Source organism: Acinetobacter sp. 10FS3-1 (assembly GCF_013343215.1).
GTDB lineage: Bacteria > Pseudomonadota > Gammaproteobacteria > Pseudomonadales > Moraxellaceae > Acinetobacter > Acinetobacter lwoffii_C.
Genome location: NZ_CP039143.1, coordinates 2,266,841 through 2,289,170, shown reverse-complemented (window position 1 = coordinate 2,289,170; position 22,330 = coordinate 2,266,841). Strand labels below are relative to the sequence as shown.

Sequence of the window (22,330 nt, the reverse complement as noted above, 5' to 3'; positions counted from 1 at the left end):
AAACTGTCCTAAAAATTAAGCGTTAAAGCAGAGATTATACAATAAAAAATGAGGTGATCATTTTTGAATATCACCTCATGCTTGTGATTTAAATTATGACATGATTTTACGCATATGGCGCAGCATAAAATTCTTTACATCATCCAGGTAAGTGAAAATTACCGGTACTACAACCAAGGTAAGCAGGGTCGAGGTAATGACCCCCCCAATGACTGCATGTGCCATTGGTGCACTTTGCTCTCCACCTTCACCTAGTCCAAGTGCAAGCGGCACCATACCCATGACCATGGCACTGGTAGTCATCAGAATAGGACGTAAACGGGTTTTACCGGCTGCAATAATGGCCTCATAACGCGCTTCTCCCCGGTCCATTGCCTTTTTAATAAAGTCAATCAGCAGAATCGCATTCTTGGTGACCAAGCCCATTAACATGATAATGCCAATGATCGAGAACAGGTTCATGGTCGAGTTAAACAGGAAAAGGGCTAAAAATACCCCGACCAGTGATAACGGCAGGGAGGCCATAATGGCGGCGGGATGAATAAAACTGTTGAACTGCGAACCCAATACAATATAAATAAATACGATCGATAAGGTAATTGCGGTTAGGGCATAGCCGGCAGACTCAGCCATATCGGCATTTGAGCCTTGAGTATCGAAGCTATAACCAGGCGGAAGCTCGAAACTTGCTTGCATTTTTTCTATATCCGAGCCGATGTCGCCCGCAGGCCGGCCAGCAGTATTGGCTTCAACCAGTACTTCACGTGCCAGATCACGCCGGTTAATTTGTGAAGCACCAAGTTTTTCCTCAAAATTTGCCACACTGGATAGCGGAATCAGGATCGGTTGCCCCGCAGCATCAGTTTTATTTGAAGTGATGTACATGTTCTGTAAATCACCTGGAAGCGTACGTTGGTCTTCAGTGAGACGCAAGTTGACATCATAGGTTTCGCCTTGTTCATCTTGCCAGGTAGTGACGTCATCACCAGCAATCAGAGGGCGGACGACATTGGCAATCTGGTTGACCGATAAACCGAGATCACTGGCCAGAACACGATTAACCTGTATGCTTAAAGTCGGTTTAGGCGCTTTTAAGGAGGACTCTAAATCGACAATACCCTCGATTTTAGTCATTTCCTGCATAAAGCGATCAGAAATTTTCTGTAATTCACTCAGTTCAGGCCCTTTAATTGAAATCATAATTGGCTTTTGACCGCCAGATACGGTTTCATCGGCAGAAGCCACCGAGGTAACCATAATACCGGCCACCGATTGCAGGCGATGACGGAATTCATTATTTAAATCAGTCAGTGTTTTTTCGCGTTCAGTGCGTGGGGTAACGCTTACACGCAGACTGACATGGTTTTTACCGCGGTCGGTGACACCGTTAATCACGCCATAGGTCGCACGCACATCCGGATGCTGACGAATAATAGCATCTACTTGTTGCAGCTTGGCTTGTGAATATTCAAGAGAGGCGTCGACCGGAGTTTCAAATTTGATGCGGATTTCACCTTTGTCGGGGACGGGTACAAATTCAGTGCCGATCAGTTTGGACAGTCCGAATGCACCGACCAGAGAAGCGAACGCAATCAGGAGCGTAAGCAGCCTGAAGCGCAGAGCCAGCTTGAGCAGTTTTTCATAGACCTGGCTTAAATTGTCCAGGTGATGTGAAATCCACATGAAAAAGCGTTTAACTGCTCCAGGACGTTTGTTCGGATCTTTTTGCTTTTCTGCCCAATGCGCAGAAAGCATCGGATCGAGCGTAAAACTGACAAACATGGAAATGAGAACGGCGGTGCTGACTGTCACCCCAAACTGATAGAAAAAACGTCCAATAATCCCGCCCATAAAGGCGACAGGCAGAAAGACTGCAACAATGGTCAATGTCGTAGCCAGAACAGCAAGGCCGATTTCTTGGGTACCTTCCAGGGCTGCGGTAACATGATCTTTGCCCATATCGGCATGTCGGACAATATTTTCCCGTACCACAATCGCATCATCAATCAGCAGACCAATACTGAGGGAGAGAGCCAATAAGGTCATCATATTGATGGTAAAGCCAAAGGCCCAGATAAAAGTCAGAGTACCTAACAGGGCAATCGGCAAGGTCAGGCCGGTAATCATGGTCGAACGGAATGAACCTAAGAATAGCAGGACAATCAATACCGCAAGCACAGCGCCTTCAATGATGGTACGCGCCACATCGCTAATCGTGCCACGAATACTTTTCGAAGCATCTACCACGACTTCCAAACTGGTGCCCGAGGGTAATTGAGTTTTGATGCTTTCCAGCGTCTTATAGGTTTGATCCACGACCTCAATTACATTGGCGTCCGAGCTACGCAAAATATCAATGGCGACGGCAGCCTTGCCATCCAGAAAAGCCCCTGTTTCAAGCTCAGCCTGACTGTCTTCAATTTGTGCAATCTGTTTTAGGAAGATGGGCGCGCCATTTTTGTTAGCAACAATTAAATCTCCAAAGGCCAGGGGATGCAGGACTTTAGAGTTGATCTCAATCACCAGTTCAGAATTGCCAGATTTTAAAGTACCACCCGGCACCTCAATATTCTCAGCTTTAAGGGTATTTATCACACTGTCTACCCCAATCCCGAAAGCACGCAGTTTTTCAGGTTCAACCTGAATCCGGATTTGACGTTGTGCATCACCGAGCAGGTTCACAGTGCCTACGCCGGGAACGGTGCGCAGCTGTGGCACAATCCGCTGATCTAAGTAAGAGCTGAGGGCTTTTAAGTCCATATTGTCTGACTTGAAGACAATCGACATGATGGCATTCGCTGTCGGGTCATAGCGCTCGACTACCGGTTCCTGAATTTCATCACGAAATTCGGCTGTTACCGACGCAATTTTGTCCCGCACATCCTGAGCGGCTGTGGTGGAGGGAATATCCAGATTGAATTCGGCCGTGATCATCGACAAGCCTTCACTAGATTGGGAAATTACCTGTTTTAAACCAGAAATGGTATTGATCTGATCCTCAAGTTTTTTGGTAATTTCTGATTCAACCGTTTCAGGAGATGCACCCGGATAAGTGGTATATACCACCACAAACGGAAAATCGACATCCGGGAACTCCTCTACGCCCATCCGTTGCCAGGAAGCCAGCCCCAGCACCATCAAACAGAACATCATCATGATGGTGAAGACTGGATATTTCACACTGATTCGGGTAAACCACATAGTAATAATCCTGTCAGATTAGGGAGAACCCAAAGTCACGGCCTTGTTCAGATCTGCTTCGGTAAAAGCAATACGACTGACCTGATCGCCTGTTTCCAAGCCTCTGACCACGGCGATATTATCGTTATAGCGTTGCTCCAATATCTCTATATTGACTCGCTTGATCTTGTTTTGACGAATTACCCAGACAAAGGGCTGGTTTTGAATATTCTGGATGGTATCCAGAGGAAGTATTTGTCCTGACAGTTGCTGCGAGCTTAAAATAGAGCCATCAACAAAAGAACCAATACTTAAAGAAGAGATGCTTTCATTCGGAGCTGCAAAGAATTCGATCTGGCGACTGGCCTGATCGGCAATCGGGGAGACCCGGCTAATGACTGCGGTGAGCTGATCCGGATTGCCTTGAAGCCGGTATTCAATTCGATGACCCGGGCGCAGGCTGGCCTGCATGTCACTCGGTACACGTGCTTGAATTTCCACCTGATTCGGATCCACAATTTCAAATAGGGTTTGGCCTACTGCGACTGTTTGTCCAGGCTCAACCTGACGCTGAGTAATTACACCGTTCATAGGACTGGTGATTATTCCATCATGATCAGCCTTTTCAGCAATATCTACATTGGCTTGCTGGGCGTGTACATTTTCCAGTTGGGCCCGGTAGTCTACCTGGCTTTGCTCATATTCAACCTGAGAAATAAAGCCCTGATCCAGCAGGCGTTTCTTTCGCTGCATCATAGTGCGGGCCTGATTGGCCTGCGCCTGAGTCGCAGCCAGATTGGCACGTGCCTGAGCCAGACGGGCTGCATTATCCTGATTGTTTAACCGGACCAGAAGCTGCCCCTTGGTCACTGTCTGACCTACTTGGGCATTGACGCTGGTAGCTGTTGCTGTGACCTGGGCCTGAATGCTGCTTTGATTTACGGCACGAATTGTACCGGTAAAAGCGGTTTTCTGGACTGAATTGCCGGCTTTCACCGCCACCAGATCTTGAGGAATCAGTTCAATTGTTTGGGGAGTCGTTGCTGGTGGGGCTGACTCATTTTGACCACAGCCAAGTAGCAGTAAATTTAAGCAAAGTGCACTCATCATCAAGACTGAGCGCGGAGAGGGCATATCCAAAAGATGAGGCGGTGCAGATTGCATAAGAGTCCTTCATACTTGTGGTCGCCAAAAGCAACGACAAGTTTTATATGTTTATTCAAGTGCTTGTAAACGAGCAATAATTCTGTCGTATTCTGCTTCCAGGTTTCGATAGCGACTTTGTAAAGACTGAATATTCTCTTTTTGGAAAGTGAGATTTTTCTGGTTGTTTTGCAGGCTGGTTTTTAAAGCCGCAGGCGGTGCTTTGCCTTTACGTAAATATTCACGTTCCTGACGTACAAACATGATCCGGTCTTTTTGTAACTGCTTCATTTGTTCCTGTTGAAAGTTAATCTGCTTTTTCAACTGGTTCAGGGCTTCGGTCTTTTTCTGGGAGGCTATATGGCTGCTGTTATAGGCACGTTTAAGTTTTTGGTCCTCGGCCAGACGCTTTGCCTGCTGAGCACGTTGCGGTGCCTGCTTGATATCCAGCTCGGCATTATAAGGACGCGCGCGCTTAATCACCTGCATATTCTGATCAAGTGCTTCATAACCATAATGAATATGATTGGGGGTGACATTGGTGCTGATATTGGCCACACCTTTGCTGTCATAATAGCGATACCAGGTGGCTTTTTGTGGGTTTTGCTGGGTATTGGCATAGCTCAGGCTCACCTGCGCAAATAAGGCAAGTACAAGAATGAATTGGCCAGTCATTTTATTTTTATCAATGACAGCAAGTTTTTCCGAAAACTGACCCATCATTGGCTCCCCAAATTTAAAGTTGACTAAATTACTTATTTTAAAGTAATAATATGGTTATATTAGACCCAAATTCTTCAATAAAAAACCACCGTTAATCAAAAAAAAATCACCAGTATAAATAAAGTGTGAAGCAGTTCTTGTAATTTGTAAACTCTGCCAACTTGTACAAAAAATGCTCATTGATAATATAAGTAAGTTTGTGTTAAAAATGTTGGCGAATCGTAATAAAATAATGCTATCAGCCTTATGGCATATCATTTCTAAAAGGGGACGGGGCAATAAATGGATGATAAATTCCAGAATTTAAAAGTTATGGTCATTGATGACTCAAAAACAATTCGCCGTACCGCAGAAACTTTACTGCAACGCGAAGGCTATGAAGTCGTCACTGCCGTTGATGGTTTTGAAGCATTGTCTAAAATTGCAGAAGCCAATCCGGATATTGTTTTTGTCGATATCATGATGCCGCGTCTGGATGGCTATCAAACCTGTGCCTTGATCAAAAACTCACAGAACTATCAGAATATTCCTGTGATTATGCTTTCGAGTAAAGACGGTTTATTTGATCAGGCCAAAGGTCGTGTTGTCGGTTCGGATGAATATTTAACTAAACCTTTCAGTAAAGATGAATTGCTTAACGCAATCCGTAACCATATTAGTGCTTAATATTTGATTTTTTTGGGGAATGGCATGGCACGTATCTTAATTGTAGATGACTCACCGACAGAAACCTTTCGCTTTAGAGAGATTCTTAGCAAACATGGCTTTGAGGTGATTGAAGCAGCCAATGGCGCCGATGGGGTCACCATGGCGCAGGCAGAGTTGCCTGATCTGGTGCTGATGGATGTAGTAATGCCGGGGGTAAACGGCTTTCAGGCGACCCGTCAGATTGCGCGTGGCGAAACCACCAAGCATATTCCGATTGTGATCGTAAGTACCAAGGATCAGGCCACTGACCGCGTTTGGGGTAAACGGCAGGGTGCTGCGGACTACTTGACCAAGCCTGTTGATGAACAACAATTAATTGATGTGATTAAGCAACACCTCAATGCAGGATAAGCTCTATGGCAGCAAATGGATTTATCGAATTGCTTCGCATTGCGAAACGGGGGAATAAAAACTACGTTTCCAATGAAAATGAAGTCAACCGATGGTCAGGTATCGCTTTTGAGATGATGGGGCAATATTTTGTTGCGCCGCTGGGGGAAGTATCTGAAGTGATCTATCCTCCAAAATATACGCCAGTGCCTAATACACAATCCTGGGTGTTGGGTTTGGCGAATATCCGGGGAAGACAGTTGTCTGTTTCTGATCTGGCACAATATGTTTCGGGGCATGCCAGTCAGTTTTTGCCTACTCAAAAAGTATTATGTATACATCATAATGACCATTATGTCGGCTTGGTCGTTGATCAAGTTTTGGGGATTCAACACTTTAACAAGAAAAGTTTCTTTTCTAAGACCACTGAATTGGATAAAAACCTGCAAGACTACTGTCAGGGATTTTTTCACCAGCATAACCAGCAATGGTATGTCTTCTTATTCAGTCGTTTGTTGCAAAATCCAAAATTTATGAACGCGTCAATAAAATTTATAAATTAAACGTCGCACACGAAAGTAATAAAGGCGTAAATCGGGGAGAAGCTGCATGGGCTTTAAACTTAAAAAGAAGAATACAGGTGAAAGTACCAGCCGCAAAAGTGGCAATGCTTTTTTAGCCAAGATTCAATCACAAACAGATCAGTTATCACGTGTATTTGGTGACAGTGAAAAGTCTAAGCCGCTTATTTACGGGGCAATAGGCTGTCTACTCGCGGCACTCATTACCTTGCTATATCTTTTCTATAGCGTGCCACGTACCAACCAGCTGACTCAAAGTCTGGGTGATTTACGCCTACTTTCGCAAATGATTTCACGTCAGGCGACAGAAGCCACTGCTTCGGGAACACCTGAAGCGATGAAAAGCCTGACTGAATCACAAAAAGCGTTTGCTGAAAACCTGGAAACAGTGAAAAGTATTCATCCGGACAATGAAGCACTGGACACGGTGAATCAACAGTGGAGCAAGATGTCATCTAATATTGACCTGATTGCGTCGCAACAAAAAATCATTAACCAGCTGTATGATACTAATATCGCGATTGGTGAAGCCATCCCGGGGATTCAGGCAGAATATAACCTGATGGTTGACCAGATGGCGCGTCAGAACATGCCTTCTAACCAGGTTGTTATTGCGAAAAACCAGGTATTTATTGCAGAACGTATCTTGCGTTCAATCAGTTTGGTATTGACGGGTAGCGATGGTTCCCGTGAATCAGCGGATGACTTCAGTGCCGATACGGAAACTTTTGGTTCTTATTTAAATGCCCAATTGAACGGTTCTGCTGAACTGGGTGTAGAACGTGTCAATGATCCGAACCTGCGTGAATCTCTGGAAGGGATCAAGGCTGAATATGATGATGTATTGCAGTCTGCGTCTGCAACGATCCTGAAAAACTCGACTCAAATTGTCAACGTTCGTCAAGCTTCTGCTGCGGTTTTCACCGAATCTGACGTGCTGCTGAATAATCTGAATAAGCTGTCAAGCAAAGCCGGTCTGACGACGATTCTTCCAGCGGTTTTATTAATTCTGTTATTGATTGGCTTCCTGATCTGTGTATTTAAACTGCTATCCCTGCGTGGAGCATCGGATAAACAGCGTGTAACACGCCTGCAAGATGAATATGACCGTAACCAGAATGCGATTCTACGTTTACTGGACGAGATTGCCGACCTTGCAGATGGTGACTTACGTTCATATGCGACAGTATCTGAAGACTTTACCGGTGCGATTGCCGACTCGATTAACTTTGCGATTGACCAGTTACGTGATCTGGTATCACGTATTACCGAAACTTCACATGAAGTAGCGCAATATACGGCAACCACACAAAGCATTACCAACCAGTTAGCGGAAGCTTCTGAACACCAGGCCCAAGAAATTGCCGGTGCTTCTGCTGCAATTAACGAAATGGCAATGTCGATTGATCAGGTATCTTCAAACGCTGAAGAATCTGCCATGGTTGCGGAACGTTCGGTACAAATTGCTGCCAATGGTGCAGACGTTGTAAACCGCTCAATTGAGGGGATGGACACCATTCGTGAACAGATTCAGGAAACCTCGAAGCGTATTAAACGTCTGGGTGAATCTTCTCAGGAAATTGGTAACATCGTTGCCCTGATTAACGATATTGCTGACCAGACCAACATTCTTGCCTTGAACGCTGCAATTCAAGCGTCGATGGCAGGTGAGGCCGGTCGTGGTTTCGCGGTTGTCGCGGATGAAGTACAACGTCTTGCGGAACGTTCTGCCTCTGCAACCAAGCAGATTGAAGGCCTGGTAAAAACGATTCAGACCGATACCAACGAAGCGGTAATTTCGATGGAACAAACCACAGCCGAGGTTGTGCGTGGTGCGAACCTGTCTAAAGATGCCGGTGTAGCACTGGACGAGATTCAAACTGTATCGAATAACTTGGCAAAACTGATTGCAAGCATTTCTGATGCAGCAAAACTGCAGTCTGCTTCTGCAGGTCATATTGCGACCACGATGAACGTTGTTCAGGAAATTACGTCGCAAACCACGAGTGCAACTTTTGACACAGCCCGCTCTGTTTCTGAGTTGGCAAACATGGCCGATGCATTACGTGAATCTGTATCTGACTTTAAACTGCCAGAATAAAGTTAGAGCATATGGAGGAAATGTGCCTTGATCTAGGTTGAGGCACATTGGGACATACAGATAAAGCCTCGACAAGATGTACTTAACTTCATAACGTTAGGTCTCGCGTGACGATGACAATTAAGTTTGAGCGCCCTTCTTGGCGGCACAACGTAAGAAGCATGAGCTATGAAAGAAATATTAAAAAATTTAGTTGAAACGACAACGCTTCCTGAAGATAGTTATCTTGATCAAGATGCAGAAATTCTTGAAATCTTTGTTGAAGAAATCGAAGAGATCTTCGTTGAGTTAAATGCTTTATTTCCAGAATGGTTTGCCAATCCAGGTCAGCAGGAGACGCTGACTACGATTCGTCGCCATTTCCATACCCTGAAAGGTTCAGGGCGGATGGTAGGGGCAAAAACAGCCGGGGAAATTGCGTGGACAGTTGAGGATAGCTTAAACCGGGTCCTCTCAGGCTCGATTCAGCTAACACCGGTGATTCAGCAATATGCCAAAGCTGTACTGAATATTTACCAGTTTGTTTTATATCCAAAATTTAAGCAGGTGCGGGAGCTGGATGTTGATTTGCGCCCAGTCATCCTGTTGGGACAACAATTACAACAACAAATTTCACCTGAGCCAGCGCTAGAAGAACTCTTGCAGTTGGCAGACAGCTTGACGGCTGAAGGCCAGATCACAGGTCTTGAATTGGCAGACAGTTCCGGTAGCGAGCTTGATAGTGCTCCGCTTAGCCCAGAACAGGCCGCTGAAAATCAGGACACGATGGCTCAGAATGATATTGATGAAACTGTCGCAATCTTTATTGAAGAAGCAGAAGAGCATCTTGAAACAATTGCCAGATTCCTGGGCAATGAAGATGAAAAAACTCAGGATTATAATGCCCTGATTCGTGCCATTCATACTTTACGTGGCAGTTCATCCATGGCGCAAATCGAGCAGATTTTTGATGCCAGCTCCAAAGTGGAACATTTGTTTAAAACCCTGGTGCAGGATGAAATCGTTTCGACCTCTAAAGAGACGGCTTTATTGATCCAGTATGCTGAATTTATCAGTGACTATTTGCATTTATTGGGCCAGAGTGAGCAGGAAGCCCTGAACAAGGTCTATGCTACTTTCATCAAGGTTTGGGATGATTATGGCTATGCAGCCAGTGAAGTAGATCGTCCGGAAACTCAAGGTCTGGTTTCCAAACTGGTTGAGCTGAATATTGATCTGTTGCTGGATGCCGAGTTTGAGTTTGATAAACGTGCCCAGATGGATTATCCGGAATATATTCAGGCTTTAAGCCAGCAGGCAGCAGAACTGCTTGCACATACCGATAATCGCGCAGCACTTGGCATCCATGAGTTTACTGCTGATCTGAAACTGGCCTATGATGCCTTACTGGAAAAGCCGGTACTGCTCGGCAGTAATTATGCTTATGAGCTGTTTGCACAGGCACATCAGGAATTCATTCATCTGTTCGATACGCTGGCAGCGGGACAGCGGGTGATCTTAAGCGAACAAGTGCATAAGACCCTGGGCGAACTGTCGGCATTTGTACAGCAGGATCTGGAAATCTTGAAGGATGAGTGTACAGAAACTCCGATAGAAAATACGTTCGCTCAAGCAGAGCCATTAGCTGAAGCTGCTACTACGGGGAGTGTGGATTTTGCTGTATTAAGCCAGCGGATTGCCGCAGACCGTCAGCTGATTGAAAGTAGTGAGGCACAGCGTGACTTTGATGAAGACCTGCTGAATATTTTCCTGGAAGAAGCAGATGAATTGTTGGTCAGTATTGATGAAGACCTGAATAGCTGGACCAAAAAACAAAATGACACGGCTTCATTAAATAATCTGATGCGCCATTTGCATACCTTGAAAGGGGGCGCAAACATGATTATGGCGTCACATATTGGTGCAATTGCGCATGAACTGGAAAGTATTTATGAGCGGATTATTCGCCAGCAAATTCAGGTCACTCCCGCCTTAATCCAGATGATTCGTCTGGTACAGGACAACGTTTCTGACCGTATCCAGGCGATGCGTGATGAAGGCATTGACTATCCGGCACCTGAAGCAATTGCAATTCTGCAAAATATTCAGACGCTGGCAGCAGGACAGGCGGTTGAGACACCTGTTGAAACGGGAGTACCAGCAAGTGTTGAGCTGAAGAATACAGCGCAGGCTGATGCGCTGGGTGATTTAGCAAATGAGTTGATAGTTGAAACTGCTGATGACAGCACTGATGAGCTGATATCTGAAAAACCGGCAGCAATAGAATCTGGTCTTGAAGTAGTGGCAGTTACTGCCGAGCTTTCGGCAGAGGATGAGCTGAAATCTATCGTTGAAGAAAGCTTCCTAGAAGAATCTGAAGAGGTTCTCGACAATGCAGAAAAACTGCTGAAGCAATGGTTTGAACAGCGTAGCGACCGTAGCTTGTTACTACAATTACAACGTGCCGCCCACAGTATTAAAGGTGGCGCACGTATGATTGACAATGAAACGGTTGCGAGCATTGCCTATGAGCTGGAAACTACTTTCGAGCAGTTCGCAGTCTATCATTTTAACTCGAATGCGTATGATGGCCTGTTGCAAAAAACGCTGGCCTGGCTAAAACAGGCAATTTTCCAGCGCGACTATAGCAATGTTGAGCAGATTCAAAGCGGTCTGGCAAAGATCCAGTATGTAGATGTAACGGCACAATTGCCTGAACACCTGGCCAAAACTGAACATCTGGCTGCGGTTCCTAGTTTCGAATTTATAGAAGGTGATGGTACTGAACCACCTCAGATGATGGGTGAGTGGGCGCATACAGGTACGGGCGATACCAGCAATGAGATGATCCGTATCTCGGCCGATCTGGTGGAGAAGATGATCGACCTGTCGGGTGAGAACGCGATTAACCGTTCCCGTATCGAAATGGATTTGGGGCAGCTGGGCAATACCCTGAACGAGATGGAGCTTGCGATCAAGCGTCTGGCCGATCAGTTACGCCGAATGGAAGGTGAGCTGGAATCCCAGATTATTGCCAAACACGGTTCAGAAAACTCGCGTTATGCAGACTTTGACCCACTGGAAATGGACCAATATTCTTCTTTGAACCAGCTGTCTAAATCTCTGGCGGAGTCGGCATCTGACTTGGTGGATTTCAAAAGTACCCTGGCAGACAAGATTAGGGAAACTGAAGGCTTGTTATTGCAACAGTCACGGATTCAGGCCGAGATTCAGGAGAGCCTGATGCGTACCCGTCTGGTTCCATTTGACCGCATGCTGCCGCGCTTGCAACGTATTGTACGTCAGACATCGACCAGCTTGAGCCGTCCTGCTGAATTAATCGTACAAAATAATGAAGGCGAATTGGACCGTAATATTCTGGAACGTCTGGTGACTCCATTTGAGCATATGCTGCGTAATGCGATTGACCATGGTCTGGAAGATCGCGCTGAGCGTCTTGCACTGCACAAGCCGGAAGTGGGCGCTATTGTATTAAATATTAGCCGCCAAGGAACAGATGTTATCGTTTCCTTCAGTGATGACGGTAAAGGCATTGATGCCGGAAAGATTCGGGAAAAGGCTCTTGGCCTGGGTCTTATCAAAGAAGATCAGATGCTGGATCAGGAAGAAATCTTGCAGCTGATTTTCCATCCTGGCTTTAGTACTGCCACAGCGGTCACCCAGATTTCCGGTCGTGGGGTCGGGCTGGATGTCGTACAAAGTCAGATCAAGCTGCTCGGCGGTCATGTCTCGGTGACATCCGAATTAGGCAAGGGAACCACCTTCAGCATTCGCGTTCCTACAACAGTGGCGGTCAGCGATGCCCTGATGGTGAAAGTAGGGGATCAGCAATATGCCATTCCACTGGCCCAGATTGACCGTATTGTCCGTATTGCGCCGTCAACACTGGAAACTTACTTTAATAGTAAAGATGACCACTTCAAGATTGATAATGAAAATTACAAGCTACGTTCTTTGTCCGAATTTGTTGCCAATCAGCCAATTCCACGTCTGAACAATATCGGTCATTCACTTCCGGTACTGCTGATCAAAGGCAATAGTGGTCAGACCATTGCCTTGCTGGTTGATCAGCTGGTCGGCTCACGCGCCCAGATTGTCGTGAAACCAGTGGGTCAGCAGTTTGCCAATATTGGCGTAGTGGCTGGTGCAACGATTCTTGGTGATGGTCAGGTCTGTCTGATTCTGGATGGTCAGAATATTGCCCGTCAGATTCAAACCACTCAGCGTCTGAAACAGTTGCAAGATCATCGTGATAGTTCACGCTACTCGAATACACGTCGTCTGGTGATGATTGTGGATGACTCGGTGACAGTGCGTAAGGTAACTTCACGTCTGCTAGAACGTCAGGGTTATGATGTGGTAACGGCGAAAGATGGTGTCGATGCGATTGAGCAGCTTGAAAATATCCGTCCGGATCTGATGCTGCTTGATATTGAGATGCCGCGTATGGATGGTTTCGAGGTGACCAACCTGGTTCGTCACCATGATATTCACCGTAACCTGCCAATTATCATGATCACATCGCGAACCGGTGAAAAACATCGCGAACGGGCGTTCAGTCTGGGGGTTACTCACTATATGGGTAAACCGTTCCAGGAAGCAGAGTTGCTGGAGAATATTCAGGAAATCATTGCAGTACAACAGGGGTCATAGATGAGTCAGAGTAACTTAAGCAGCACGATGGCTGATCAGATTAGTCAGCAGGAATTACAGCATTTAATTACGGTCTCTACCGGATTTATTGATGCTTATATTATTGACTGTCACGGCAAAGCGCCGATGCTATTACCGCAAAATATTGTTTTGTCAGCGCTGGATAGTTCGACCCAAGTCAAAACCGTAGAGTGGCATGAAGCCAAACTGCCGGTCTATGCGCTGAATGAGCCTTCTCAGCAACAGGGGGTTGCCCTGGTGATTGAAGGGGATGAAATCTACCAGCGTTTTGCCTTGATGTGCAATGAAATGCCAAAAACGATCCGTTTACGTATTTCTGAAGTGGTGGATGCGGAGCAGTCCGATCATGATCCTGCCGTATTCCAGTATGTCCGTATGGCAGAACAGTTATTCCATATCCCGAATATGGCACATATTCAGGCTACACTTGGTCTATAAAAAATATAAACATAAAAAAGGAACTCTACGGAGTTCCTTTTTTATGTCTTCATCTAGCGCTTAGTGGCTCAGTAAGTTCACCAGAATCTGCTCATAAATTTCAGCCAGTGGCTCTAGATCGGCAATATCTACATGTTCATTGATCTGGTGGATGGTGGCGTTCAGTACCCCAAGTTCCAGCACCTGAGCGCCAGTAGGGGCAATAAAGCGGCCGTCCGAGGTCCCACCAGAGGTAGACAGTTCGGCCTCACGACCTTTCACACTCAAAATGGCATTCTTGGCAGCATTTACCAGTTCGCCCACCGGGGTCAGAAATGGCAAGCCAGACAATGTCCAGGAAATGTCATACTCCACCCCATGACGGTCCAGAATCTCAAGGGTACGTGCCTTAAGTTCTTCGGCAGTCACTTCGGTGGAATAACGGAAGTTAAACAGCAGCTCCATGCTGCCCGGTACCACATTGGTTGCACCCGTACCGGCATTGATATTGGAAATCTGGAAAGAAGTGGCCGGGAAATAGGCATTGCCATGATCCCAGACCGTATTACATAATTCTGCAATAGCTTGAGAGGCAGTATGGATCGGATTCACTGCAAGCTGTGGATAAGCCACATGGCCTTGTTTGCCTTTAACCGTTAGATGGGCATTTAATGAACCGCGACGGCCATTTTTGATAATATCGCCGAGTTGATGTGTGCTTGATGGTTCGCCCACCAGACACCAGGTGATTTTTTCATTGCGTGCCTCCAGCGTTTCAATGACTTTCACCGTACCATTGATGGAGGGACCTTCTTCATCTGAAGTAATCAGATAGGCAATCGAGCCTTTATGATTTGGATATTTTGCTACAAAACGCTCAGTGGCCACCACCATAGCAGCTAGCGCTGTTTTCATATCGGCACTGCCACGACCATAGAGCTTGCCATCACGGATTTCTGGCTGAAATGGGTCCGAGTTCCAGGCTTCCAGATTTCCTGTAGGTACCACATCCGTATGGCCAGCAAAGCAGAATACCGGGTCTTCTGTTCCTTTACGCGCCCAGATATTATCCACATCTTCAAAGCGCATGGCTTCAATATGAAAGCCGATCTGCTTTAAACGTTCCGCCATGATCGTCTGGCAGTCATGATCCAGAGGGGTAATAGAAGGCTGGCGTAACAGTTGCAGGCTTAAGTCTAGAGTGGCAGAAGAGTCCATAGGGTATTCTTAAGTGGGTAAATTTATGGCTTCTATAATAGGGGAATATAAGCTGGAATGTGAATATGCCATATAAAAAAACCCTATCGTAGATAGGGCTTCCTGGTACTTGAAAAAACTTAATTGTGACGGATTTCTTCAGACGTTTTTTCCGCGGTATTAGTGACTGTATCTCCAGCTTTGGAAACGTCTTTTCCCAGACCTTTGAACGTATTACAACCAGTCAATACAAAAGCCATTAGCAATGAAGTAGCAAGAATTTTTTTCATCATCATCTCCATATAATCAATAATAAAATTATTATGATGTGGAACTTAGATTAGAAAATATATGTTCTAAAAAACATGAGGTTTTCATAGTGCTTCGGTTAATAGATGTAATGTTTTATAGTGACTTATGTGTAGATAAAGGAAGTAGTAAGGGATTGCGGTACATATAAAAATCTTCTTGATCTGCTTTTTTATATAATCCATCTGTCCACCAATATGGCTTTAAACTGCTTGGCTGAGCATTTGGATAAATCCATTCATGTCGTTGCAGACGATAAAAACCGGAGCTGGGATCAGGAATCTGCTGTCCCCATAAACCCAGACGCCGTCCAGTATTTACCCATGCGGGCAGGGGCTGATCAGCACGATGAAGTGGTAGATAAAGCTGGCCCTTAATCACACAAAAACGTTGTTGGATAGGATGCCCAAGCGCCTCGGTAAACTGAAACTGTTTCTGGGTAAAATGCTTCATTTTCCGGATTAAAGTATCGCTGCGGTTCAGGCCATACCAGTGTGGCAGGCTGAAATCGGCCTCAGCCAGATAATATTTCAGGGCGATTTCCCAGTGCTCAACCAGACCGCTATCGCTATTTAACATTAAAAAATCCAGCTCACCCAGTGTTTTGGCGCCGTCAATTTTCTGAATACTATGTCCTAAAAGCTGGTAAGGATGATAGGCATTATCCAATAGCCAGAACCAGATCAGCATTTCAAAGCGCAGGCCGAGCCGGGTGCTTTTCAGTTGCCCGACAAAATATTCCAGTTCTTGTGGATGCTGATCCAGATATTTCAGGCGCGGATGATAGTGCTGTAGATGCTGCTGCCAGTGCTGGTTATTGTGTAGCTCAAAACCATGCACAATCGTCAGCTCATCTGGGAGTCCGGACAGGATGTTGGGGCTGCCGACAGCGAAGGCCAATTGTCGTACCAAAGGGTGCTGATAGCATTGCCATGTTTCTACAAAATTTTGATTTAGACGGGAAAAGGGCATCACGTGACCTGTGAAAAGTGCAGAAATATAACGGAGAGCAGATAAAAACACTTTATACTACCCTAATTCCGGGGTTGGGACTGATTTATGAAAATGTTGTTTTGGCGAAGCCTAGTGGTGGTGTTTGTGATCCTAGGTTTTATCGGTGCATTTTTGCCGGGTATGCCAACAACAGTCTTTTTAATTCTGGCTGCCTGGGCGGCTTCTAAAGGTTGGCCACAGATGGATGAATGGCTACTTAACCATCCAAAATATGGGCCTACGCTTAGCGCCTGGCGAGCCAATGGTACGGTGCCTCGTAAGGCCAAATGGTTGGCCAGTATCATGATGCTGATCAGTGGAATCATTATGCTGGTGACCCCAGCCCCTGTCGCTGTCAAAATCTTTACTGATATCATCTTGCTGATTGTGGCTATTTGGTTATGGCGCCGTCCTGAACCCCTGGCAGAGAACCAGCAACATGAGCAGATCGCCACCTCAGTATCTTCTTTAATCAAGAAAAAGACCGAGAATGATAAGTCATGAATAACTTACAGCTGGCTCAGGCCGAAATTCTGATTGATTTAGCCCAGCAAAAACTGCATTTGCCGCGCTTTAATAAGAGCTATCTGATTTCAAGTGGAAAAAACGGGATAGGTGAAACTGAAAATAGTGGCAAGACCCCGCGTGGCTGGCATAAGGTGGCAGAAAAATTTGGTCAGGAAATGCCTTTAAACAGTGTATTTATTGCCCGTCAGGCCACGGGTGAGATTTATGATGCTGAGCTGGCAGCCCAGTTTCCTGAGCGGGACTGGATTTTAAGCCGTATTTTGTGGCTTTGTGGTCTGGAAGCCGGCTTTAATCAGGGCGAAGGCTGCGATACCTATCAGCGTTATATCTATATTCATGGCACACCAGATTCAGAACCAATGGGTACGCCGAGGTCACATGGCTGTATCCGGATGCGCAATGCAGATATAGCAGAGCTGTTTCGTCTGGTGAATGAAGACGCACTGGTCTATCTTTCGGAACAGCCGCTGGAGATTGAACCTGAATCTTTAAAAGTAAGACAGATGAATGAATAAAATCAGATGAAATATCACTTATTTTCACCAGGTGAATAAGTCCTGAGTGTTAAATTCACTGCTGGATGATCTGAAGGAAATATAGGGAAAGGAAAGTTAGCGACAGTACTGGATCATAAAATATTAAAACTCTAGAAAGACTGAAAATGTTTGAATTACAGGATTACCACCTGAAGAGTTTTGAGGCCCTGTATAATCTTTCAGCAGTCTTGACGTTTTCGGTAAGTGCTGGCCTAAATTTTCATTTAAGAGCTGAAAAAGTGCAGATCGCTGCTCACAGAAAGCACTTGAAATTTGCTATAAACTTAAAAAATAAACAAAAAGTGTTGTTTTTTTTAACAATTAACCTATTTTTTAATCACTCACACTGAAAAAGTGGAAAACAGTCAGAAAAGCGTTTGACAGTCTGTGAGGATTCTCTATAATGCACCTCATCAAACGATGAAGACGTTTAGAAAGGGCGCTTAGCTCAGTTGGTAGAGCGTCTGCCTTACAAGCAGAATGTCGGCGGTTCGATCCCGTCAGCGCCCACCAAGCTTCTTTCACGTTGAGACCTTATAGTGCAGCGGTAGTTCAGTTGGTTAGAATACCGGCCTGTCACGCCGGGGGTCGCGGGTTCGAGCCCCGTCCGCTGCGCCACTTTAAGATCTTGATATTCGTTTGCCGCAATAGTGACATTGTGTAAGTGCAGCGGTAGTTCAGTTGGTTAGAATACCGGCCTGTCACGCCGGGGGTCGCGGGTTCGAGCCCCGTCCGCTGCGCCATTTACATGATTGACCTTTTGAGGGCGCTTAGCTCAGTTGGTAGAGCGTCTGCCTTACAAGCAGAATGTCGGCGGTTCGATCCCGTCAGCGCCCACCAGATTCTTTTGCGATGCAGCGGTAGTTCAGTTGGTTAGAATACCGGCCTGTCACGCCGGGGGTCGCGGGTTCGAGCCCCGTCCGCTGCGCCATCTCAAGAGAGATTAGATTTAGGTCCCTGAGCTTAAATTTAATAAAACTAAAGATTGACACTCTTTATCAGGGCGCTTAGCTCAGTTGGTAGAGCGTCTGCCTTACAAGCAGAATGTCGGCGGTTCGATCCCGTCAGCGCCCACCAGATTCTTACGATGCAGCGGTAGTTCAGTTGGTTAGAATACCGGCCTGTCACGCCGGGGGTCGCGGGTTCGAGCCCCGTCCGCTGCGCCATCCTAAGATCATTCTGCTTAAATTCCTGAGTTTAAGATATTCATACCAAGACTTGTTGGTCTTGCGTCATAAAATAGTCCTGCTATTTTATTCCTCAGGGCGCTTAGCTCAGTTGGTAGAGCGTCTGCCTTACAAGCAGAATGTCGGCGGTTCGATCCCGTCAGCGCCCACCATATCTTTCTTGCCTAAAATCTGATTATTCCCTAGAATTCAAAGTCTATAATAATTTGAAGATTTCATGGCCATGAGAAATCCATATCAGCGCAAAGCCGCCTCAAAAACCCAAAATTCTACTTACGATCCCAAATATGCCTATAAACAGTATATTGAAGCGATTGTCGCCAATGCAGGCATTTTTGCACTTTATCAAGACGGCTGGGCACTTTGTGCGACTCCGACCGGACAGCGGGCTTTTGCCAGCTGGCAAAGCAAGGGTTTGGCCAGGCTGCTGATAAAAGACAACTGGGCCAATTATCAGGTCCAGGAAATCAGTCTCAAGGATTTTGTTGAGAAAGTCATTCCTTTTTTACGTCAGGAAAAGACCATTCTTTCACTGGATTTAACTCCGGAAGGGCAAAATATTCTGGTGGCGCCAGAAAAGTTACTGCTTGATATTAAAAATTATCTCTATCAGATCTATATACAAAAACCCGAACTGTTTAAAAATCTGGATCTGCCGTTGCCGCGGCAGATCCGTTTACATTAGGATGTATTTAAATAGACCCTCATATCCATTGAAGAGCTACTCATCAACACAAACTATTTGCCTAACCAGAAGTGATAGCGAATACACAGAGGAATGGCGGCACTGAGGTTGATGACAACATGCTGATAGCTCTCATGTTGGGCAATCGCACGGGCGCGTGGCGTATGAAAACCGAATCCGCCCGTGATAATCATCAAGTTATCCAGATATGGCTGAGCATATGCTGCTGTAGTCCCCAGACATTTTTTTAAAGTGGGAGGGGCTGTCCAGACCCCGTTCATGAGCAGTAGCACAGTAAGGATCAAGCTCAGGCTGTGTTTAAGTTGACTGGAAATTTTTATGTCCTGATTGTTTAAGAACAGATTAAGTTGTCATCTCTGTATGCAATAAAAAACCGGGCAGCTTTGCCCGGTTTTTTTGATTTTATATCGTTTTAATACACATCACGACGATAACGCCCATCCTGGCGTAATTGATCGACACTACTTTCTCCCAGAATCTCGATCAGGGCTTGATCAACATCACTGGCCATGCCATTAATGCTACCGCATACATAAATCACTGCACCCTGAGCAATCCAGGTTTTTAGCTCTTCTGCCTGTTCACGCAGCTTATGATGTACATAGACTTTTTCCGGCTGGTCGCGAGAGAAGGCCAGATCCAGACGTTGCAGTGTGCCCATCTGTAACCATGCCTGAATCGTTTCTGCAAAGAAGAAATCATGTTCACGCTGGCGCTCGCCGAAGATTAGCCAGTTTTGTGTATAGTCCTGACGGTTACGTGCGCTCAGCAGGCTGAGTAGGCCGGCAATGCCAGTACCATTACCAATACAGATAATTGGACGGTTATCATCTACCAGATGGAAGGATTCATTGTTACGGATACGTAAGGCAATTGAAGTATTTAACGGCGCATGCTCGGTCAGCCAGCCTGAACCCAGACCAAAGCGGCCTAGGGCATCGCTTTGTTGACGAACCACTAAACGTAAAACCTGCTGGCTGGGGATACTGGCAATCGAATATTCCCGGGTAGGCAGAACAGGTAATTGCTCAAGTAGCTGCTCCAGAGAGTCAAAAGGCTTGGCTTGAGTCAGGTCACGATCCCAAAGCGCCTGTTCAATGCTTTGTTGCAGAGATGGGACCTGTGTACCAGCTGCAATCTGATGTTCATTAAGGAAGGCCTGAATCCGCTCAGGACTATTGCCTGGCTGGATCTCGGCAATATCACCTGCCTGCCAGATGGCTTCATGCTCGGGAGTCAGTTCAATACTAAAGGCTGGCGCACCCAGACTGCCCGGATTGAGCAGCTCACGTTGATGCAAAGTCCATGAATCAAAAGTCTTGTCAATGCGCATGGCTTGTAATTCCAGTTGCGTGACCTGTGCCAGTGCCTGATTCCACTGCTGGATATGCTCATGATTGGCATTATCCACTTCAATGGTCGGGAATAATGGTCTGGCGGCATTCTGCTGCAGCCATGCATTAATACGATGGCCAAAACTGCAATAGGTGTCTGGATACTCCTGGGAGCCGAGTGCCAGAACTGCATAACTGAGATGACTGAGATCGGTTTTTGTAGACAGGATTTTTTTCTCAAAAGATGCAGCCAGATCCGGTGCTTCGCCGGTGCCATAGGTGCTGGCAACAAATAACACCTGTTCAGCCTGTTGCAGATCACTCAGGCTTAACTGCTGTACTGTTTTAACTTTAACCGGTTGACGCGCTTCTTGTAAGGCGGTTGCAGTACGCCAGGCCAACTGCTCGGAGACACCAGTTTGTGAAGCATAGGCAATCAGCCAGGGGGTGGTATTTGAATCTAAAGGAATGGCAGTAGCACTTTGACGGGCAGTCAACGTCAGTTTCTTCTGTTTACGGCGTTTCAGATACAGCATCCAGCCAGTCACGAAGAATAGAGGCATTGTTAAAGCTGCCAGCATGACTAGGAACTGGTAGACCGGACCAAAGAAGCTCCCCCGGTGGACGGGCAACATGCTGCTCATAACTTTTTCATTTAACTTTTTATCTTTATAGAGCTGGACATCATAAAACTTGGCATCAGAATAATGATAACTTGCCGTATTTCGCGCACGTTCATGCTGGGGGATCGGGTCCACGAAACTCAACTCTATTTTACCATCGGCTTTTTTCGGAAGAGTAAACGTCACGCTCGAGTATCTATCGGAGAATTCCGTATTAAAACCCATCCAGCTTTGCTCCAGTATCTGCACAGTTGTTTCTGGAGGCAGAGTGTTTTCAGTATTTTTACCACTGCGACCCGGATTGGCATTGGCCTGCATGGTTGGTTGTGGACGCTCGACTCCTAATACTTTAAACATGCCATTACGCCACCAGTCATACGACCAGTACAGGCCGGTGCATGCGAGCAGCAGGTAGAAAATAACTACCCAAGTTCCAACTACGGCATGTAAATCCCAGATAAAATTTCGGCCTTTTAACTTCGGCTTAACCAGGAACCACTGTTTAATTGAGTGGCGTTTGGGCCAACGCAAATACAGGCCGGACAGTACGAAGAAGATGAGCATCAGGGTACAGGCACCGGTAATTTGCTTGCCGAATGGACCCAATGTTAAATAGCGGTGTAACTGCTGAACAAACTGGAAGAACTCACGGCCTTTAAGCTCAGGCAGGGCTTCGGCCGTGTAGGGGTTCAGCATAATATTCTGGCCGCGTCGTGCACCTTCTTTGGCGATATTCACTGTGCTAGATGCAGCCGGATCGCTGGTCACCGTAACGCTATTAATTTTGGCCTCAGGCTGGTTTTGCTGGAAGCGTAGATATAGCTCAGCGGGGCTTAGTTTTGGTTGATTTTGTATCTGAACCACATAACTGTCAGTATTTATCCATTTTAAGATTTGTTGTTCATAAGAATAAATAGCTCCAGTGACTCCCATGATAGAAAGGATCAAACCAGCGCTAATCCCCAGAAACCAGTGGATTTGGAAAAACATTTTTTTTAACATGGGCGTCAGATGAAAGTGGTTTATACAAAATTACGAAAATTATAGCTGGAAATTATAG

The 22,330-nt window shown here is 46.0% G+C and carries 16 protein-coding genes, 8 tRNA genes and 2 pseudogenes; 18 read left to right on the top strand and 8 right to left on the bottom strand.

Annotated elements, in window-relative coordinates; translation table 11 throughout:
* Nucleotides 1–93: 93 nt before the first annotated feature.
* The 3 genes from E5Y90_RS10805 to E5Y90_RS10795 are packed head-to-tail and all read right to left on the bottom strand — an operon-like array spanning nt 94 to nt 5,043.
* Nucleotides 94–3,201: an efflux RND transporter permease subunit gene (locus E5Y90_RS10805; RefSeq protein WP_174660200.1), complete on the bottom strand. Its 3,108-nt coding sequence runs from the start codon at nt 3,199–3,201 to the stop codon at nt 94–96.
* Between the two features lie 18 nt (nt 3,202–3,219).
* The gene (locus E5Y90_RS10800) at nt 3,220–4,344 is read right to left on the bottom strand and encodes an efflux RND transporter periplasmic adaptor subunit (protein WP_174660199.1); all 1,125 of its coding nucleotides are present in this window, start codon (nt 4,342–4,344) and stop codon (nt 3,220–3,222) included.
* 51 nt (nt 4,345–4,395) lie between these two features.
* Nucleotides 4,396–5,043 carry a hypothetical protein gene (locus tag E5Y90_RS10795; RefSeq protein ID WP_151205790.1) on the bottom strand — a complete coding sequence of 216 codons (648 nt, stop codon included), beginning with the start codon at nt 5,041–5,043 and terminating at the stop codon, nt 4,396–4,398.
* A gap of 285 nt (nt 5,044–5,328) precedes the next feature.
* On the opposite strand from E5Y90_RS10795, the gene pilG reads away from it, so the two are divergent.
* The 7 genes and pseudogenes from pilG to E5Y90_RS10765 all read left to right on the top strand — a co-directional run bounded on the left by pilG (nt 5,329) and on the right by E5Y90_RS10765 (nt 13,878).
* A complete protein-coding gene (pilG, locus tag E5Y90_RS10790; RefSeq protein ID WP_004784987.1) occupies nt 5,329–5,712 on the top strand; it encodes a twitching motility response regulator PilG in 384 nt (127 codons plus the stop codon).
* A gap of 24 nt (nt 5,713–5,736) precedes the next feature.
* A complete protein-coding gene (locus E5Y90_RS10785; protein ID WP_151204718.1) occupies nt 5,737–6,105 on the top strand; it encodes a response regulator in 369 nt (122 codons plus the stop codon).
* 5 nt (nt 6,106–6,110) lie between these two features.
* A complete protein-coding gene (locus E5Y90_RS10780; RefSeq protein ID WP_174660198.1) occupies nt 6,111–6,647 on the top strand; it encodes a chemotaxis protein CheW in 537 nt (178 codons plus the stop codon).
* A gap of 46 nt (nt 6,648–6,693) precedes the next feature.
* Nucleotides 6,694–8,766 (top strand): methyl-accepting chemotaxis protein, encoded by a 2,073-nt coding sequence (locus E5Y90_RS10775; protein WP_151204720.1) that lies wholly within the window; start codon nt 6,694–6,696, stop codon nt 8,764–8,766.
* A 168-nt stretch (nt 8,767–8,934) separates the two neighbouring features.
* A pseudogene (locus E5Y90_RS17705) lies at nt 8,935–10,882 on the top strand (Hpt domain-containing protein); the annotation flags it as partial.
* 176 nt (nt 10,883–11,058) lie between these two features.
* Nucleotides 11,059–13,419: pseudogene (locus E5Y90_RS17700) on the top strand (hybrid sensor histidine kinase/response regulator); the annotation flags it as partial.
* The gene (locus E5Y90_RS10765) at nt 13,420–13,878 is read left to right on the top strand and encodes a hypothetical protein (protein WP_174660196.1); all 459 of its coding nucleotides are present in this window, start codon (nt 13,420–13,422) and stop codon (nt 13,876–13,878) included.
* A 60-nt stretch (nt 13,879–13,938) separates the two neighbouring features.
* Here the strand turns inward: E5Y90_RS10765 and dapE are convergent, their stop codons facing one another.
* From dapE to E5Y90_RS10750, 3 genes are all read right to left on the bottom strand, one after another.
* The gene (gene dapE, locus E5Y90_RS10760; protein ID WP_174660195.1) at nt 13,939–15,075 is read right to left on the bottom strand and encodes a succinyl-diaminopimelate desuccinylase; all 1,137 of its coding nucleotides are present in this window, start codon (nt 15,073–15,075) and stop codon (nt 13,939–13,941) included.
* A 119-nt stretch (nt 15,076–15,194) separates the two neighbouring features.
* Nucleotides 15,195–15,344, bottom strand: a complete 150-nt coding sequence (locus E5Y90_RS10755; RefSeq protein WP_151204724.1) for an entericidin A/B family lipoprotein — start codon at nt 15,342–15,344, stop codon at nt 15,195–15,197.
* 115 nt (nt 15,345–15,459) lie between these two features.
* Nucleotides 15,460–16,335, bottom strand: a complete 876-nt coding sequence (locus E5Y90_RS10750; RefSeq protein ID WP_151204725.1) for a DUF1853 family protein — start codon at nt 16,333–16,335, stop codon at nt 15,460–15,462.
* A gap of 87 nt (nt 16,336–16,422) precedes the next feature.
* On the opposite strand from E5Y90_RS10750, the gene E5Y90_RS10745 reads away from it, so the two are divergent.
* The 11 genes from E5Y90_RS10745 to E5Y90_RS10695 all read left to right on the top strand — a co-directional run bounded on the left by E5Y90_RS10745 (nt 16,423) and on the right by E5Y90_RS10695 (nt 19,292).
* Complete coding sequence (locus E5Y90_RS10745; RefSeq protein ID WP_151204726.1) at nt 16,423–16,860, top strand: YbaN family protein; 438 nt, start codon at nt 16,423–16,425, stop codon at nt 16,858–16,860.
* Entirely contained in the window at nt 16,857–17,399 is a 543-nt protein-coding gene (gene elsL / locus E5Y90_RS10740; protein WP_151204727.1) for a cell wall-recycling L,D-carboxypeptidase ElsL, read from the top strand. Before E5Y90_RS10745 ends, elsL begins: the two co-directional genes overlap by 4 nt.
* Before the next feature lie 458 nt (nt 17,400–17,857).
* Nucleotides 17,858–17,933, top strand: a tRNA-Val gene (locus tag E5Y90_RS10735).
* Between the two features lie 28 nt (nt 17,934–17,961).
* A tRNA-Asp gene (locus tag E5Y90_RS10730) sits at nt 17,962–18,038 on the top strand.
* 48 nt (nt 18,039–18,086) lie between these two features.
* Nucleotides 18,087–18,163, top strand: a tRNA-Asp gene (locus E5Y90_RS10725).
* A 21-nt stretch (nt 18,164–18,184) separates the two neighbouring features.
* Nucleotides 18,185–18,260 (top strand) — tRNA-Val (locus E5Y90_RS10720).
* 14 nt (nt 18,261–18,274) lie between these two features.
* Nucleotides 18,275–18,351 (top strand) — tRNA-Asp (locus E5Y90_RS10715).
* A gap of 70 nt (nt 18,352–18,421) precedes the next feature.
* Nucleotides 18,422–18,497 (top strand) — tRNA-Val (locus E5Y90_RS10710).
* Between the two features lie 12 nt (nt 18,498–18,509).
* Nucleotides 18,510–18,586 (top strand) — tRNA-Asp (locus E5Y90_RS10705).
* Between the two features lie 97 nt (nt 18,587–18,683).
* Nucleotides 18,684–18,759: transfer RNA gene (locus E5Y90_RS10700), tRNA-Val, on the top strand.
* A gap of 71 nt (nt 18,760–18,830) precedes the next feature.
* Complete coding sequence (locus tag E5Y90_RS10695; RefSeq protein WP_174660194.1) at nt 18,831–19,292, top strand: DUF2750 domain-containing protein; 462 nt, start codon at nt 18,831–18,833, stop codon at nt 19,290–19,292.
* Nucleotides 19,293–19,345: 53 nt separating this feature from the next.
* Here the strand turns inward: E5Y90_RS10695 and E5Y90_RS10690 are convergent, their stop codons facing one another.
* Nucleotides 19,346–19,573, bottom strand: a complete 228-nt coding sequence (locus tag E5Y90_RS10690) for a hypothetical protein (protein WP_174660193.1) — start codon at nt 19,571–19,573, stop codon at nt 19,346–19,348.
* Nucleotides 19,574–19,725: 152 nt separating this feature from the next.
* Nucleotides 19,726–22,272, bottom strand: coding sequence for a PepSY domain-containing protein (locus E5Y90_RS10685; protein ID WP_174660192.1), 2,547 nt, complete (start codon nt 22,270–22,272; stop codon nt 19,726–19,728).
* Nucleotides 22,273–22,330 lie beyond the last annotated feature (58 nt).